The sequence below is a fragment of the Fibrobacter sp. UBA7003 genome, from assembly GCA_002449765.1.
GTDB lineage: Bacteria > Fibrobacterota > Fibrobacteria > Fibrobacterales > Fibrobacteraceae > Fibrobacter.
Genome location: DJXN01000002.1, coordinates 237,946 through 253,851, shown reverse-complemented (window position 1 = coordinate 253,851; position 15,906 = coordinate 237,946). Strand labels below are relative to the sequence as shown.

Here is a 15,906-nt window from a genome sequence, read left to right as displayed (position 1 = left end):
CAGACCTACGCAACAATTGCTGCGTAGGTCCTGTTGTTTGGGGGGTGTTGTTATTTAAAAGCTGAAGTTGACGCGGTAGCGTTTGCGGGGGTCATTGGCGCGGGTCTCGTTGACGCGGGCGCCCTTCGCATTCACGGTTCCGCGGATTTGCTTGTTCTGCACCTGCATGCGGACCGGCTGGATTGCTTCTGTCGCGCTGGAGGAGCTGGTCGGTACCGTGATTTCGCTGCTACTGGAGAATGTCGGCGTCGGACCTGGTTCAGTGTCTTGGGGAACCTGGCCGGTGAAACTTTCCTGACCCTTGCGGGTGAGGGCGAGAATCAGCATGCCGTCTACGGAGTAGATATTGTTCGGAGTCAGGTCAACGCGGTTACCGTCGAAGCTCCAGTTGCCCTTGGCCCAGCGATTGGCATCAAAAGTATCGAAGTTGTCTATCCAGTCGAGGGTGAAGTCGCTGCCGTTTTCTCCCTGGCCCGGGGTGTATTTGTAGACCTTGACCCAGTTGATGAACTGGAAAATCGGGAGCTTGGATTCGTCGAACTGGCCAACCCAATCGGCGCTTTCGGAAGACCAGAGGTTGAAGCGGAGGCCCTGGGTGCCGATGAGGTTCTCGACCTGGTTCTTGTTTTCGCCCTTGACAGTCTTGCGGACTTCTTCACCGTCGAGAGTCCAGCGGACATAATCAGGAGTCCATTCGATACCGTAGGTGTGGAAGGCCTGGTCTGCGGCGGGGTTGACAGCGTGATGCTTTTCGGAGGTCTTCTGGGCGCCAGCCTTGCCGGTAATGATGTTGGACTGGAAGCTGCTGGGGTTCTTGCCGAGCACTTCGATGTCGACTTCGACCCAGCGTTCTGCGGAGGCCTGCTCGGAGCCGTTTTGGTAGAGGAACATGGAACTGACGGTCCCCGAAATGGCGGCCATTTTCATACGGGCTTCAAACTTGCCGTAGGTAAACTCGTTCTTGGTGTAGAGTTCTGCACCGCTAAAGTCTTTTGCGTTGACGGATGCTGCCATGGCTAGTACCGCTAGAATTCCGATTGTTTTCTTCAGGTGTTTCATAGTTGGTCTCCGATCCATACACAAGTAGAAAATAGAATCGAAGCCTGCGTTTCGCAATGCTTCGAAAGCTCTAAATGAACAAAGTGTGTCAAGTGTGTTTGTCGCGGGTGCGTTATGGGCCGGTTTTGGCCGTGTTTTGGCTGGGAAAAATGCAAAAATGCCGAAATTGGGGACTAAATGGGGTAAATTTGGGGTGTTTAGTCCCCATTTTGTTAGTTTGTGTGTTAAAAATATTAGTTTGTTGTAAAAGAACGGTGCGAAAAACGCCTGTTTTTGGCCTGGAAATAACCTGAAATCATCCTTTCGCGGGCTTTTCCGGGGGAATTATGCTACTTTGTTCTAGAAATTGGGTACTAAAAGTGCGAAAAAGGGGGCGTTTAATCCCCATTTTTTGTGAAATTGCCCCTGTGTGGCGTGCGCAGGCATAAAATTACCCTCTTTTTTCTATCTTTCGGCACATGGATTCCCATATGGAAATAGACGATTGGCGCAAACGCATCGATGAACTCACCGATACGATTATCTCGCTTTTGAACAGGCGGGCGGAATTCGCGACGGAGATTGGCAAGCTCAAGAAAGAGAAGGGCCTGCCGGTATTTGACGCGGCCCGCGAAGAGGCGGTGCTAGCTGCTGTCGCCGAGAAGGCGGTTAAGGCGGGTGGCCCGCTCCCGCCGGAATCTATCGTGAATATTTTCCGCACGATTATGGAAGAGACCCGCAAGGTGGAGGAATGATGAAGCGTATTGCCCTGGTGGGTTTTGGACTCCTGGCGGGTTCTATTGCTTCTGCGCTCAAGCAGGCGAAGCGTCCGACGGTCATACGCGCGGTAAGTTCGCCCGCGACGCTTGCACGCGCCCGCGAGTTGGAACTAGCGGACGAGTTTTTTGAATACGCGCAGGTAGAAGAGTGGTCCCGCGACTGCGACCTCATTTTGCTGTGTGGCCCGATTCTGCATATTTTGAAGACGATTGACGCGCTTTCGCAGGTGGAGTGGGCCAAGGAGGCCGCGCTGTCTAATGGTGCATCTAACGGCGCCGCGTGCCTCGTGAGCGATATCGGGAGCACGAAGGTCGAAATCTGCAGGGCGGGTTCCAAACTGCCGGCCCCGTTCAAGTTTGTGGGCAGCCATCCGATGGCGGGTTCCGAGAAGCGCACCTGCGAATACAACGATCCCGCGATTTTCGAGAACGCCTACTGGTTCGTGTGCCCGCCCGAGGGAACTGCCGAAAGCGTTTACGCGCCGCTCCTTGAACTCGTGAAGTTCCTCGGCGCCTCCGCAGTAGTTTTCCCGCCGGAACATCACGACCGCACTATGGCGTGGGTTTCGCACATGCCCCAGATGCTCAGTTCTACTCTGGCGGCAAGCATCCCTGACCGCCTGCTGAGCCACAACTACCAGCACTATGCGGGGCGCGCATTCCGCGACATGACGCGCATTGCGGCAAGCGGGTGGGCGATGTGGCACGATATTGCCGTCACCAACCGCGACGAGACGGTGCGAGCCTTGACCGAGGTTCGCGATGGCGTGAACACGACAATCGAGGCGATGCAGAAACTCGACGTGGTAAAGGACGGCAGGCCTGCGGGTGGTTCGTTCGATGCGACCCGCGGTTCGGTAGCCGGTGGAAAATGCGCCGACCGTTCCGATTCGCTGGAAGAAATTTTCAAGGCGGGCAACGAGGGGCGTGCGAGCCTGTTCGCTCCTGGCCGGAACGCCGCTGCCGCATTCTTCGAGATTACGGTGCCGCTCAAGGACAAGCCGGGCGCACTCCTGAGCGTGTTGCAGCCGCTCGCCGAAGAGGGACTCAACATCCGCGACATTGAACTCATGAAGGTCCGCGAGAACGTGGCGGGCACATTGCTGATTGCCTTCAAGACCGAGGACGAGGCCGCCCGCGCGGTCAAGCTGCTCCGTTACCTGGGTTACGAAGTTAAGGAACGATAATGGAATTTGCGTTGAATCCCGACAGGGAACGGATGGACCTTACGCTTTTGATGGGCCTGTTGGTAAACGGGCGCACCGTGCTCGACGATTTTGCCTGGGCCAGCGGTTCAGAACGTTTTGCGCAGGCCCTCGCCGAATTCGGGCTCCGCTATGAACTGCACGGGCATCAGCTGGTGCTTGACGGCAGGGGCTTCCAGTATGCGCTCCCGTCGATGCTCCCGTATGATTTTCCGGAGCAGGAGAACGTCCTTTTGTGGACGCTCGCGAGCAAGGATTCCGAACAGGTCTATACCTTTGCGGCTGAAAATGACGGAACGGGTGCCGCTGCGGTTGCCGCAGCAAAGGTGACCCTCCAGAAATATTTCAAGGTGGAACTCGAATCCGATGAACCTGCAAGGCTCGTGTTCCGCTTTGCGCCCGAAGAACCCGCGCTCAAGAAGGATTCGCTCGGGAACGTGCCGTTTATTATGCGCAACAGGGTGCTGCTCCGCACGCTGGTGCGTGGCGAGTACGTGAGCTTCGAGGAACGCTCGCTCGTTCATGACCAGTGGACGAAGATGCTCATGTACTTTGGCGTGCCTCTCCGTTACGAGGGGCGCGGCATGGAGCAACTGAGCGAGTTCGAACGCCGCCTGATGATGGCGCAGGGCAAGAAGATTGAACGCACCCAGATGACAGAACTTGCGGAAACCCGCGTGATTACCGGGCGCGATTACTACGTGCCGGGCGATACGACCGAGGCGACGGCATTTGCCTTGCTGACGACCATCGGCAAGGTGCCCAAGGGCAATGTGGTAAAGCTTTTGAACGTGGACCTGAACAGCACCCGTGCGGGGGCGCTCACTTGCCTCAAGCGCATGGGCGCAAACATCGAGACCGTAACCCGCAGGGAAAAATTCGGCGACGTTTATGGCGATGTGGAAATTTACCCGATGGAAGCGGGCAAGCGTCTGCAGGGCAGGCGCTTTGGCGAAGACACCGTAGCGACGTCGCTTTCGGAATATGCGTTCCTCGCGGTGGCGGCATGCTTTGCCGAGGGCGAAACCATCCTCCGAATCCCGAAGGAAATTCGCTCCGAGATGCGCGTGTCAAACGACTTCTTGGCAGAAAACCTGCGGAAGACCGGCGTGGAAGTCGGCGTGTACGATGACGGGCTCGTTATTCGCGGGATGGAAACCATCGTGAACGGGAGCGACTTTGACGGCGGAAATTCACCCGAGGCGGGGCTTGCGCTTAGTGTGCTTTCTATTGCCCTCGAGAACGATGAACCGGTGGCGAATGCAGATGCAGTCGAGGCGATTTTCCCGGGCGTTGTCGAAAAGCTGAAGCAGGTGCTTGTCGCTGAGGCTCCCGCGAACGAGGGCAAGGAATAGGGGGGTGACTATGAAGAAGTTTTCGAAAATCGGAATCGTCGGTTTCAAGGACAAGAGTGCCGACCTCGCGAATGCTCTCGACCAGATTGCGGATTGGGCCGCGACGCACCCGAAGGTGGAATTCTTTGCGCTTGATTCCCTGAAGGGGCTTGCCAAGAAGCCGATTCACGTGATCAAGGAATCCGGGCTTTCGCGCATGGATCTGCTTCTCGCTATCGGCGGGGACGGTACGGTGCTTTCTGCCGCGCATATCGCGCTCGGGCATAACATTCCCATACTTGGAGTGAATGCGGGCCGCGTGGGGTTCCTTGCCGAAAGTCGCGTGGAAGGCCTTGCAAAGACGCTCGATGACTTGCTTGCGGGTGACTTTTCTACCCGCGAACGCATGATGATTGACGCAGTCGTTTATCGCGGTCGCAAGGTGGTCGCAAAACAGACGGTCTTGAACGAGGTCCATGTCCGCGCGCACATGCCCGACCGCATGGTGAACGTGAACGTGGCCTACAACGGCACGTGCCTTACCGAATACTGGGCTGATTCCCTGCTGGTTTCTACGCCGACGGGTTCTACCGCCTATAACCTCGCGGCGGGTGGCCCTATCATCCACCCGAGCACTCCTGCCGTCGTGCTCACGCCCGTCGCTCCTAGCAGTCTCTCCGTGCGCCCGCTCGTGCTTTCGCTTACCGACAAGAAGCTTGAAATCGTTTCTGCAGTAGACCGCCCGCTCGACCTCGTGTTCGATGGCCGTACCGCCTACGAGATGAAGGTGGGCGAGAAGGTCGTGCTGAGCGAGTGCAAGGCCGTGACGACGTTTATTCGCATGCGCCATACCGGATTCGTGGGCGCGCTCCGCGAAAAGTTAGGCTGGACGGGAAAGCCCCGCCTCGCTTAACCATATAATGTTTGCTTCGAGGAGTTCTTCGCACACTCACACAATCACTTCGTTCCAGTGTTCGTTTAGCAAAGCACTCCTCTACGCAAATAAACACGAAAATGGCTCTGGATAGGAATGTTTATTGCGAGACGTGCTAGAAGATGGCGCTATGAAGCCCTTGTGACTGTTAGTCCCTACGGGCTTCATGAAAATCGGGATTAATATTAAACGGCAAAAAAATACTATATTCAGTTATATGAAATTTCTGCGCTCTTTATTATATGTTTTTTTGATGGCCGCGATGTGCCATGCCGGTGCTGTTGCCGACAAGCAGATGGATAAGGTCGAAAAATTCCTTAAGAAGTCCAAGTACAAGGATGCCGCCTCGTCTTTGTTGGATTATGGCATGGATATGAGTAAAGAACAAAAGGCGGTGGGAGTTTCGCAGTACGCCGGTTATTTCGAGAAATTTGTCAAGCAGCATGGCAAGGTGCTGAACCATACGAAACTGCGTACCCGCCGCCTGTCCAAGTCCTATGACGAGACTGTTTACCAGATTAACTGTGAAAAGTCTGCGTGGCTGATTGTGATAACGGAATACGAATCGCTAAACGGTAAAAGCGCGTTCAGCGCATTGCGCGTGGTGACCGAGGAAGACGTATTCAAGTATTATGAAAAAAAATAAAGGAGAAACTATGAAAATCAAGTCCTTAATTCTTTGCCTTTTGCTTTGCTCGTTCGCATTTGCAGGCCCGCACTCCAGCGAATGCGTCAAGGCGATGGTCGATCACCTGAAAGCAGATAAGTACGACAAGGCTTTCGATGCCGTGCTCGACGATAGCCCCTTCCTCAAGGGGAACGTGAATGTATCGAACCTCAAGATGCAATACGCTACGATATTCCAGAATATCGCGGCGCAGTACGGCAAGCCCGTGGGTTTCGAAATTCTTGGCACGAAGACTGTCGGAACGCTCGAACGCACCGGATTCCTCATCCAGTGCGAAAAGAACGCCTGGGTTATCGAGGTCTTTGAATACAACAATCCCGTTTCGAAGAAACAGTACATAGTCGATTTCAAAATCATCGGCGAAGAAGACGCCTTCGCTCGTTACGGCCTGTAATTTCCCGGGACGAGACCCGAACCGTTATATTTGAAACGAAAACCCGCGGTTTGAACCGCGGGCTTTTTGTATTTGAATTGGCGACGGCGCTGTTTAACGTCAGCGCTGTTTATCGCCGGCCTAGAACAGCGTCGGGTCTTCGGGCTCGGCGCCTGCGTCGTCACTCGTGCCGTCGTCGAAGGTGTCGGGAGGCGTGATGCGGCTCGTGCGCTTCACCTTCTTTGCGGTGAACTTGCTGCCGAGCGCCTTGTAGCTCTTGATGTCGGCGACTTCCGTGAGGTCGAGTTCTTCCTTCTGGACTTCGCGGCCCACCTGGTATTCCATGAGCTGGCGTGCGTCATCTGTCGCGAAGAATTCAATCATCTGCGAATCCTTGTGGTCGCTGATGAGGCTGAATTCCGTCGTCATGGGGCAGCCTTCCAGGTTGAAGCGCTTCACCATGTAGTTGAAGTTGCCTCCCTCGAAGTAGAGTACGGTAAATACCTGCGCGGGGTCGAACTTGTGGACGTATTTCACGCCGGTTCCCACGAGAATCGGGTCGGCCATGTCGTGCACGCGGGCCGTACCGTTCTCCTTCACGATGAGGATCTTGTCCTTCTCGCCGAATTCGCCGATGCGGTCGCCCTTCTTCTGCGTGCTGATGAGGCCGCTGGGGGCGTCGAAGTAGAGTACGCGCGCGCCGAGTGTGCTTACGCCCTTGCGGATGCGCTTGACGCTCTTGACCGGGTACTTGGTAACGATGTTGCCCATGGCGCCGCGGCCCTTCACCTCGATGGTGCTGAAATCCACTTCGAAGTTGAGCTTGGTGCGCGGGCGCGGCTTGAGCGTCACTTCCACGACTTCGGCCTCGCCGTTCATGTTGCTGGAGAGGTAAAGCAGGCGGCTACCGGGCTTGTTCTTGCCCATGAAGTAGTCCTTGTCGCGGGTCACGCCGCCCACGTTGAAGCGCTTGATGTAGGCCGTGCCTTCCTTGCCGTCCTGGTGGATGACGTTATAGATATGGCGTTCGTCGTCCTTGTTGAACTTTTCCACGAGCACGATGTTCTTGCCCACGAAGTCCTTGTCGGAGACCTTCACGACCTTGAAGCTGCCGTCGGCCTTGAACACGATGAGGTCGTCGTACTCGGAGACGTCGAAGAGGTATTCTTCCTTCTTCATGCCGGTGCCCAGGAAGCCTTCCTTGCGGTTCACGTAGAGCTTCTGGTTCGCGAGGGCCACGTGCACGGCGCTCACCTGGCCAAATTCGCCGATTTCCGTCTTGCGGTCGCGACCTTCACCGTACTTCTTCAGAATGTTCTTGAAGTAGTTCACGGCGTAGTCGGTGAGGTGTTCCTTGTTGTAGTTCACTTCCTCGATCTTCTTGTCGAGTTCTTCGAGGAATTCGTCGGCTTTCTTGCGGTCAAAGCGGCTGATGCGGCGGACCGGAATTTCGGCCAGCTTGAGGATTTCTTCGCGGGTCACTTCGCGGCGGAGCTTGCGCACATAGGGCTTCAAGCCTTCGTCAATCAGCTGGACCATCTCGTCGTGGGTCTTTGCCTTCTTGATGACCTCGTAGACTTCCTTCTCGATGAAAATTTTCTCGAGGCTCGTCATGTGCCACTGGTCCTGCAGGTGCTTGAGCTCGTTGTCGAGTTCCCAGTCCAGCAGGTGCACCGTGTGGTCGGTGCTGAGCTTCAAAAGTTCGGTGGTGCTGCTGAATTTCGGCTTTTTGTCGATAATCACGCAGCTGTTGGCGGCGAGGGTCGTCTGGCAGTCGGTAAACGCATAGAGCGCGTCGATGACGACCTGCGGGTCGGAACCTGCCTGCAGGTGGATCTGGATTTCCACGTTTTCGGTGGTGTGGTCCACAATCTGCTTGATCTTGATTTTGCCCTTGTCGTTGGCCGCCACGATGGAGTCGATAAGGCTGTCGGTGGTGGTGCCGAAGGGAATTTCGCGGATGACCAGCGTCTTGTTGTCGAGTTTCTCGATTTTCGCACGGACCTTGAGGCGTCCGCCGCGCTGGCCGTCGTTGTATTCGCTCACGTCGATGATGCCGCCCGTGTAGAAGTCCGGGTACAGCGTGAACTTGCGGCCGCGCAGGTAGTCGATGCTCGCCTGGCACAGTTCCTTGAAGTTGTGGGGGAGGATGGTGGTGGAAAGGCCCACCGCGATGCCGTCCACGCCCTGGGCCAGGAGAATCGGGAACTTCGCGGGGAGCGTCACCGGTTCCTTGGAACGCCCGTCGTAGTTCGGAATCCATTCCGTCGTCTCGGGGTTGAACATCACATCCAGCGCGAAGTCGCTGAGCTTGCCTTCGATGTAACGCGGGGCGGCCGCCTCGTCGCCCGTAAGCGGGTTACCCCAGTTACCCTGCGGCTCGATAAGCAGGTTTTTCTGGCCCATGTTCACGAGGGCCGTGTAGATGGAGGCGTCGCCGTGCGGGTGGTAGTGCATGGTGTCGCCCACGATGCCCGCCACCTTGTGGAAGCTGCCGTCGTTCATCTCGTACATGGTGTGGAGAATGCGGCGCTGCACCGGTTTTAAACCGTCCTCGAAGTAGGGCACGGCGCGGTCGAGAATCGTATAGCTCGCGTAGTCCAGGAACCAGCCGTTGTACAGCTTTTCCAGGTGGTTTACGTTCGAAAGTCCTAAAGTTTTCTGTTCTTCGTCCATCTAGAGTTCCTCCACGGCTTCGGTGCGCAGGTTTTCGACGATGTAGTCCTGGCGGGCCTGGGTGTTCTTGCCCATGTAGTATTCCAGCAACTTGCCCAGGGAGGCGTCGCTTGGCATGGTGACGGTCTCCAGGTGCATGTTTTCGCCGATAAGCAGCTTGAAGTCCTCGGAGTCCATTTCACCGAGACCTTTGAAGCGCGTGATTTCCAAATCCTTCTTGTTGATTTCCTTCGCGGCCTTGTCGCGTTCCTCTTCGTCGTAGCAGTAGAAGGTCTTCTTCTTGTCCTTGCGGTTGCGTACGCGGAAGAGCGGCGCCTGCAATATGTAGAGGTGTTTTTCCTGCACGAGTTCCGGGAAGTACTGCAAGAAGAACGTCATCACCAGGAGACGGATGTGCATGCCGTCCACGTCGGCATCGGTCGCGATAATCACCTTGTCGTAGCGCAGGTCCTCGAGCCCGTTTTCGATGTTGAGGGCAGCCTGAAGCAGGTTCCATTCCTCGTTCTCGTACACGATCTTCTTGGAAAGGCCGTAGCTGTTCTTCGGCTTGCCGCGCAGGCTAAACACCGCCTGGGTCTTGGGGTTGCGGGCCGTGGTGATGGTACCGGAGGCGGAATTACCCTCGGTAATGAATATCATGGTCTCGCTCTTGAGCGGGTTCTTGGCGTCGGTGAGGTGCACGCTGCAGTCACGGAGCTTCTTGTTGTTGAGGTTAGCCTTCTTGGCGCGCTCGTTGGCGAGTTTCTTGACGCCGGCTAGTTCCTTGCGCAACTTTTCGTTCTGGTTGATGCGTTCCAGGAGCTTCTTGGCCGTGTCCTCGTTCTTGTGGAGGTAATTGTCCAGCTCGCGGGCCACAAAGTCCACAATCCAGGTACGGAGTGCAGGGCCGTTGGGGGCCGTGGTGGTGGACCCCAGCTTCGTTTTGGTCTGGGATTCGAAAACCGGTTCCTGGATGCGCACGGAAACGGCACCCACGATGCAGTTGCGCACGTCGGAAGCGTCGTATTCCTTCTTGAAGTGGTCGCGCACACCCTTCACCAAGCCTTCGCGGAATGCCGCCTGGTGGGTGCCGCCCTGGGTGGTGTGCTGGCCGTTCACAAAGCTGAAGTAGTGTTCGCCTTCCTGGTTCGAGTGTGTGATGGCGAACTCGATATCCTTGCCCTTGCAGTGGATGACCGGGTAGCGGATGGTGTCGTCGGTGCGGCTGTGTAGCAGGTCCAGAAGGCCGTTCGGGCTATTGTAATCCTTGCCGTTCATCACCAGCGTGAGCCCGTTGTTCAGGTAGGCGTAGTTCCAGATCTTCTCTTCCATGTAGGCGGGGAGGAACCGGAAGTTCTTGAACAGGTCGTTATCGGGCTCGAAATAGATTTCGGTGCCGTTTTTCTCGGTGGTGGAGGTAATCTTGAAGTCCTTCACCAGGATGCCCTTGCTGAATTCGGCGCGCTTGACCTTGCCGTCGCGGAAACTTTGTACGATAAACTTTGTAGAGAGCGCGTTCACCGCCTTGGTACCCACGCCGTTCATGCCCACAGACTTCTGGAAGGCTTCGGAATCGTACTTGCCGCCCGTATTCATCTTCGACACGCAGTCGATGACCTTCTCGAGAGGGATGCCGCGGCCGTAGTCGCGCACGCGGCAACTGTGGTCTTCCATGTCGATTTCAATCTTCTTGCCCGCGCCCATGGCGAACTCGTCGATGGAGTTGTCGATAACTTCCTTCGCGAGCACGTAGATGCCGTCGTCGGGGCTCTGTCCGTCGCCCAGCTTGCCGATGTACATACCGGGGCGGAGCCTAATGTGTTCGTACCAATCTAGAGTCTTGATGCTGTCCTTGTCGTACTTTACAGCCATTATCTACCTTTCAAAACTAAAAAAATGCCTTTTTTCGCCAATTTTAAGAAATTTCGCGAGATTTCTTGCGGAAGGAGCCCGAACTCGCGGCTCCGGTCCGCCCTTTGCCCCCAATATAGCAAAAATTTTTGTCAAAGAGTGACAATTTGTGCAGTAGGCAACCTTTTTTATATTTGTCCATATATGCGCAAGTTCGTTCCTGTATTTCTCCTGTGGCTTTCCCCGTTTTTGCTCCTTTTGTCCATTGTCTTGGCCTGTTCCGAAAACGACAAGTTTCTTGCGCATGGCACGACCGAAGAAGAGAATGCCCAGATTATCAAGGATACCGTCGCTTATCTCAAACTCCTGAAAACCTGGGAGCCGGAACAATCCGCCGATTCGGAAAAGGTCGTGCTCGAAGGGGATTCGTCCGTTTCGTGGTACAATGTTGTTTTCTTGAGAGCTCCGAAGCCATACTTTAACTATACCGATATGGGGGCCGACTCTGCCGTCTGCACTGTGAATGTCTATGAAGATGAAAACGGCGTCCGGCTTGTGGTGGACCTTGATTCTGCCAGGGAACTCTTTACGCAGCTTTTGCGGCGCGATTCCATGATGGCTATTGTCGTAGACCGTCTTGACAAGACCTATGATATGGACAATCCGGCAGCCGGTTGCAAGGCGGATTCCCTTTCCTTCGTGGAACGCTGTGAAAATGCAAAGGGATCGGTCGAGGATCAGCTCGGGCTTGCGTGCAATGAACTCCACTTGATCTGTACCCAGGAAATCATGCCGAACAAAACGGCGGAAGAGTTTATGGACAGTACGGCTACGGAGCTGAAGAGCCGTTGTGCGGATGCCCTGGGACTTTCCCTCAACGAAATGGGTAACGGGCGCCTCGACGGAAAGTTCTCGTGGCGCTACCTGAACCCTGAACTTTCTTATGGCGAGGTCGTGGACGAACGCGACGGGCAGGTGTATAAGACGATAGCCATCGATTCCCTTGTCTGGATGGCGGAAAACCTGGGCTATGCGGATAGCGATTTGACTCCGAGCCTGCTCGGGAAAAACTGGTGCTACGACAATGAACCGGACAGCTGTATAAAATATGGTAGGCTCTATACGTGGGGCGCGGCCATCGACTCGGTCGCCCTGGCGAACGATCCCGAAAATCCGCGGGAATGCGGCAACGGGACTGACTGCCGTGACTTGACCCATATCCAGGGGCTTTGCATGGACGGTTGGCATTTGCCGTCGTCTTCGGAAATACATATCCTTGAAGATGTGGCGGCAACGGGAACGCCTCATGTAGCTGTCGTTGGGCCGGACGATGAGTGGCCTTATGGTTCCATTACGCTCAGAAGCGCTTACCTTTGGGAATATGGTATCGATGCTTATGGTTTTTCGCTGCTGCCGGGCGGCTATTACCTTTTCGATACGGATGAATTCAAAAAAGTTGGCGAGGAGGGCTATTTCTGGTCGCTTGACTATGCCGAAGAATATGCCTGGATGTTTATTATGTACGATGGGAAGGCTGCTACCGGGTCGACGAACCTGGGAATCAACGAAAAGTACAAGTTCGCCATTCCGATCCGTTGCGTGAAGGATTAATCACAGGCTAGCGGAATTTGCTGAAAGAATCTGTCAAAAAAATTATTTTTACGAGAAAAGCATAGGAGGAATTATGAAACGATATTTTGGTGTTCTGTTGGCTTGTGCCGCGATTCTTGTTGCTTGCGGTGACGACGACAGCGACTTTGCGACCCGTCCCGATGGGAGAATGTCTTCATCCAGTGCCACGCCGAATTCGAACGGCAGCACAGAGGATTTCGATGCTCCCGTGAAACCCTGCAAGATGGGAAATGTGGATAATTGCGAGTACGGCACGGTGAAGGACGAACGCGATGGTCAGGTTTACAAGACCGTAAAAATCGGTGACCAGGAATGGATGGCCGAGAACCTCAATTTCGTAACAGACTCCAGTTTTTGCTATACAAACTCTGCGGACTCCTGCGCCAAGTATGGTCGCCTGTACTCGTGGAGTATTGCAATGGATAGTGCGGGAACGTGGTCTACGAATGGCGTGGGATGTGGGAGTAATCCTCCTTGTTCGCCAATATATCCGGTACAAGGAATATGCCCGCAAGGTTGGCATTTGCCGGATACCACGGAATGGGCTGCCCTTTTCACGGCTGTGGGTGGAAGTAGAAATTCTGAACGCGAATGGATATGGGATGGGGTGTGCAAGAAACTCAGGTCCGAGACCGATTGGCTAACCGAAGATTTATTCAGTTATGCACTCGATAGTGGCACTGATGCCTACGGGTTTTGTGCTTTACCGGCAGGTTTCAGGTATTCCAGTGGAGATTACACAAAAGAGGGTGGAGCTGCGTCCTTTTGGACTTCTAATCCGGACGATTACAAAAATGCGTACAATGTGGAGCTGAGCTACGGCTTTGACTATGCACGTATGACCAACCCCTATGGTGCGCCTTGGCAATCAGTCCGTTGCGTCAAGGACTAAAAAGAAAACCGCCGAGGAGGCCTCAGCGGTTTTAATCTTTATATAGGCGCGGTTTAGCGGAGCACGATGTCGCCGTTTGCGACGAGCTTGTCACGCAGCTTATTGTGGGCCTTGTTGACTTCGTCGTCGGTAAGTGTGCGGTCCATGGCCTGGTAGGTGAGGCTGTAGACCATGTTCTTCTTGCCGGCTTCGATCTTGTCGCCTTCGTAGATGCTCTTGAGGGTAATCTTCGCGAGGTTCTTGGGGTTGAGCCCCTTGATGCGGGCGACGATGTCCTCGTGGGTCATGGACTTCGCGACTTCGAGCGAGATGTCGCGGCTAGACGGCACCTGGCGGCTGAAGGCTTCGAACACGATCTTCTTGTGGGTCGCGTGTTCCATCTTGTCCATGTCGAGTTCCATCACGTAGGTGGTGTAGCTGATGTCGTTCGCGGCCATCACGGAGGGGTGGAGTTCGCCCATGGTGCCGAGCACCACGCCGTCGGCGAGGATTTCGGTCTGCTTGCCCGGGTGCAGGAAGATTTCAGGCTTGGCGGGCACGCGGAATTCCACCACGAGGCCAACGCGCTTGAGGAAGCTCTGCACGAATCCCTTGAACGCGGCAAAGTCAATCTGGGCGGGCTTGTCGTTGAGCGGGTTCACGTCGAAGTTCCCTGCAATCGTGAGGGCGACGAGGTTCGATTCGTCGAAGCCCGGGTCGCGCACGTCCTTGCGGTCGCGCTTGAACTGGCCCTTGGCCACTTCGAACAGGCGTACGGAACCCGGACGGTTCTTCTCGTTCTCGGCAACGCTCTTGAGGAGGTTGGGGAGGAGTGAAGTCGGGACTGCGCCGAGTTCTTCGGAGAGTGGGTTCAGGAGCAGTGCGGGCTTGCTGCGGCGGTCGTCGCTTTCGGGGCCAAAGAGGGCCTCGGTGCGGGCCTTGCTCGTGAAGCGCAGGCTCAAGCATTCATGCAGGCCCATCGCAGAGAGGGTCTTGCGAATCTTGCGGTTCAAAACTTCAATCGGCGGGAGTTCGTTCGGCTGCATCTTGAAGGAGGGCAGCGTGTACGGGATGTTGTCGAACCCGACGAGGCGGGCGACTTCTTCGATGAGGTCCACTTCGCGTTCGAGGTCGGGGCGGAAGCTCGGAATCTTGAACGTGATGGAGTCCGCCGTCTTGGAAACGACTTCGAGGGCGATGCCTGTGAGGAACTTTTCCACCTGGGCCATGTCAAGCTTCATGCCGATAACGCGTTCGGCCTGCGCGATGCGGAGCGTGACCACGTTGTTCTCTTTCTTGTGGTCGTCGCCGGTGTATTCGACGGTGCCCTTGAGGATGCGGCCGCCAGCCACTTCCTGGATGAGGGCGCAGGCGTACTTGCTGTATTCGTCCTGGGTCGCGAAGTCGATTTCGCGTTCAAAGCGGTAGCTGGAGTCGGTCGAGATGCAGAGGCGCTTCGCCTGCTTGCGGACCACCGTCGGGTTGAACCAGGCGCTCTCGAGGAACACGTTCTTGGTGGCATCGACGATTTCGGATTCGACGCCGCCCATCACGCCGGCAACGCAGGCCGGACGGTCGCCGTCGCAAATCACGAGGTCGTTTTCGACGAGTTCGTGAGCGGTGTGGTCAATCGTTTCAATCTTTTCGCCCTTCACGGCGCGACGCACCTTGATCTTGTTGCCGTGGAGCTGGTCCATGTCGAAGCTGTGGAGCGGCTGGCCCACGTCCATCAAAATGAAGTTCGTGATGTCGACGACGTTGTTGATGCTGTTCATGCCCACGGCGTGTAAAAGCTTCGCGAGCCAGGCGGGGGACTTTTCGACCTTCACGTCCTTGATGACGCGGCCCACGTAGCGGGAGCAACCGCAGCCGGGCACCACTTCGAGGCTGATGGCGGAACTTGCCGCCTCGGCATCCTCGTTCAAGGTGTAGGCGATGGGCTTGAGCGGGCGGTTGAACTTCGCTGCGAGTTCGCGTGCCACGCCGCGGTGGCTGAGTGCATCCGGGCGGTTCGGGGTCACGTTCAGTTCGTAGCACACATCGTACATACCGAGGCTCACGAAGGGTGTGCCGGCCGGAATGCTGTCGTCCAGCACCATGATGCCCGCGTGGTCGTCGCTGAGGCCGATTTCGTCTTCGGCGCAAATCATGCCGAAACTTTCCACGCCGCGGATCTTGGACTTCTTCATCTTGAGGGTGCCGCCGTCGGGGAGCGGGAGTTCTGCGCCAATCGGGGCGAGAACCACGGTCTGGCCTGCGGCAACGTTCGGGGCGCCGCACACGACCTGGAGCGTTTCCTTGCCGTCGTTCACGGTGGTGATGTGCAGGTGGTCGCTGTCCGGGTGAGCTTCGCAGGTGAGGACCTTCGCCACCACGAGCTTCTCGTAGACCTTGCCCGGTTCTTCCATGCCTTCGACTTCGAGGCCGATGGAGGTGAGGGCCTTTGCAACTTCTTCCGCAGATTCCGGAAGATCAACGTGACGTCTGAGCCAATTCAAAGAAACTTTCATCTTTCAATCCTTTATAGCATGGAACTTGCGACGAGC

The 15,906-nt window shown here is 55.8% G+C and carries 12 protein-coding genes; 8 read left to right on the top strand and 4 right to left on the bottom strand.

From position 1 onward, the window contains the following. Positions 1-54 precede the first annotated feature (54 nt). Entirely contained in the window at positions 55-1,059 is a 1,005-nt protein-coding gene (locus B2952_RS01580; RefSeq protein ID WP_290731324.1) for a glycoside hydrolase family 16 protein, read from the bottom strand. A 458-nt stretch (positions 1,060-1,517) separates the two neighbouring features. On the opposite strand from B2952_RS01580, the gene B2952_RS01575 reads away from it, so the two are divergent. From B2952_RS01575 to B2952_RS01550, 6 genes are all read left to right on the top strand, one after another. Next, the gene (locus tag B2952_RS01575) at positions 1,518-1,793 is read left to right on the top strand and encodes a chorismate mutase (protein WP_255252354.1); all 276 of its coding nucleotides are present in this window, start codon (positions 1,518-1,520) and stop codon (positions 1,791-1,793) included. Further along, entirely contained in the window at positions 1,790-3,004 is a 1,215-nt protein-coding gene (locus tag B2952_RS01570; protein ID WP_290726766.1) for a prephenate dehydrogenase/arogenate dehydrogenase family protein, read from the top strand. Before B2952_RS01575 ends, B2952_RS01570 begins: the two co-directional genes overlap by 4 nt. Next, positions 3,004-4,377 carry a 3-phosphoshikimate 1-carboxyvinyltransferase gene (locus B2952_RS01565; RefSeq protein WP_290735617.1) on the top strand — a complete coding sequence of 458 codons (1,374 nt, stop codon included), beginning with the start codon at positions 3,004-3,006 and terminating at the stop codon, positions 4,375-4,377. The genes B2952_RS01570 and B2952_RS01565 overlap by 1 nt, the downstream gene beginning before the upstream one ends. Before the next feature lie 10 nt (positions 4,378-4,387). Next, entirely contained in the window at positions 4,388-5,269 is an 882-nt protein-coding gene (locus tag B2952_RS01560; RefSeq protein ID WP_290735619.1) for an NAD(+)/NADH kinase, read from the top strand. A gap of 274 nt (positions 5,270-5,543) precedes the next feature. Continuing rightward, positions 5,544-5,936 (top strand): hypothetical protein, encoded by a 393-nt coding sequence (locus B2952_RS01555; RefSeq protein ID WP_290738690.1) that lies wholly within the window; start codon positions 5,544-5,546, stop codon positions 5,934-5,936. A gap of 10 nt (positions 5,937-5,946) precedes the next feature. Continuing rightward, on the top strand, positions 5,947-6,372 hold the full coding sequence (locus B2952_RS01550; RefSeq protein ID WP_173365427.1) for a hypothetical protein: 426 nt from the start codon (positions 5,947-5,949) through the stop codon (positions 6,370-6,372). A gap of 120 nt (positions 6,373-6,492) precedes the next feature. Here the strand turns inward: B2952_RS01550 and B2952_RS01545 are convergent, their stop codons facing one another. Beyond that, the gene (locus tag B2952_RS01545) at positions 6,493-9,027 is read right to left on the bottom strand and encodes a DNA gyrase/topoisomerase IV subunit A (RefSeq protein ID WP_072811203.1); all 2,535 of its coding nucleotides are present in this window, start codon (positions 9,025-9,027) and stop codon (positions 6,493-6,495) included. Beyond that, the gene (locus B2952_RS01540; protein ID WP_072811200.1) at positions 9,028-10,878 is read right to left on the bottom strand and encodes a DNA topoisomerase IV subunit B; all 1,851 of its coding nucleotides are present in this window, start codon (positions 10,876-10,878) and stop codon (positions 9,028-9,030) included. Positions 10,879-11,061: 183 nt separating this feature from the next. Here B2952_RS01540 and B2952_RS01535 point away from each other — a divergent pair, with 183 nt between their 5' ends. Together B2952_RS01535 and B2952_RS01530 are read left to right on the top strand one after the other, a co-directional pair. Then, positions 11,062-12,468 carry an FISUMP domain-containing protein gene (locus B2952_RS01535; RefSeq protein WP_290735630.1) on the top strand — a complete coding sequence of 469 codons (1,407 nt, stop codon included), beginning with the start codon at positions 11,062-11,064 and terminating at the stop codon, positions 12,466-12,468. Positions 12,469-12,541: 73 nt separating this feature from the next. Next, complete coding sequence (locus B2952_RS01530; RefSeq protein WP_290735633.1) at positions 12,542-13,381, top strand: fibrobacter succinogenes major paralogous domain-containing protein; 840 nt, start codon at positions 12,542-12,544, stop codon at positions 13,379-13,381. 53 nt (positions 13,382-13,434) lie between these two features. Here the strand turns inward: B2952_RS01530 and pheT are convergent, their stop codons facing one another. Beyond that, entirely contained in the window at positions 13,435-15,870 is a 2,436-nt protein-coding gene (gene pheT / locus B2952_RS01525; RefSeq protein ID WP_290735636.1) for a phenylalanine--tRNA ligase subunit beta, read from the bottom strand. Positions 15,871-15,906: the final 36 nt, after the last annotated feature.

Excerpts from the sequence above, each read along its gene's own strand:
- B2952_RS01580 (WP_290731324.1), bottom strand. The coding sequence starts at position 1,059 with ATGAAACACCTGAAGAAAACAATCGGAATTCTAGCGGTACTAGCCATG.
- B2952_RS01530 (WP_290735633.1), top strand. The coding sequence starts at position 12,542 with ATGAAACGATATTTTGGTGTTCTGTTGGCTTGTGCCGCGATTCTTGTT.
- pheT (WP_290735636.1), bottom strand. The coding sequence starts at position 15,870 with ATGAAAGTTTCTTTGAATTGGCTCAGACGTCACGTTGATCTTCCGGAA.
- B2952_RS01545 (WP_072811203.1), bottom strand. The coding sequence starts at position 9,027 with ATGGACGAAGAACAGAAAACTTTAGGACTTTCGAACGTAAACCACCTG.
- B2952_RS01570 (WP_290726766.1), top strand. The coding sequence starts at position 1,790 with ATGATGAAGCGTATTGCCCTGGTGGGTTTTGGACTCCTGGCGGGTTCT.
- B2952_RS01550 (WP_173365427.1), top strand. The coding sequence starts at position 5,947 with ATGAAAATCAAGTCCTTAATTCTTTGCCTTTTGCTTTGCTCGTTCGCA.
- B2952_RS01565 (WP_290735617.1), top strand. The coding sequence starts at position 3,004 with ATGGAATTTGCGTTGAATCCCGACAGGGAACGGATGGACCTTACGCTT.
- B2952_RS01555 (WP_290738690.1), top strand. The coding sequence starts at position 5,544 with ATGGCCGCGATGTGCCATGCCGGTGCTGTTGCCGACAAGCAGATGGAT.
- B2952_RS01535 (WP_290735630.1), top strand. The coding sequence starts at position 11,062 with ATGCGCAAGTTCGTTCCTGTATTTCTCCTGTGGCTTTCCCCGTTTTTG.
- B2952_RS01540 (WP_072811200.1), bottom strand. The coding sequence starts at position 10,878 with ATGGCTGTAAAGTACGACAAGGACAGCATCAAGACTCTAGATTGGTAC.
- B2952_RS01575 (WP_255252354.1), top strand. The coding sequence starts at position 1,518 with ATGGATTCCCATATGGAAATAGACGATTGGCGCAAACGCATCGATGAA.
- B2952_RS01560 (WP_290735619.1), top strand. The coding sequence starts at position 4,388 with ATGAAGAAGTTTTCGAAAATCGGAATCGTCGGTTTCAAGGACAAGAGT.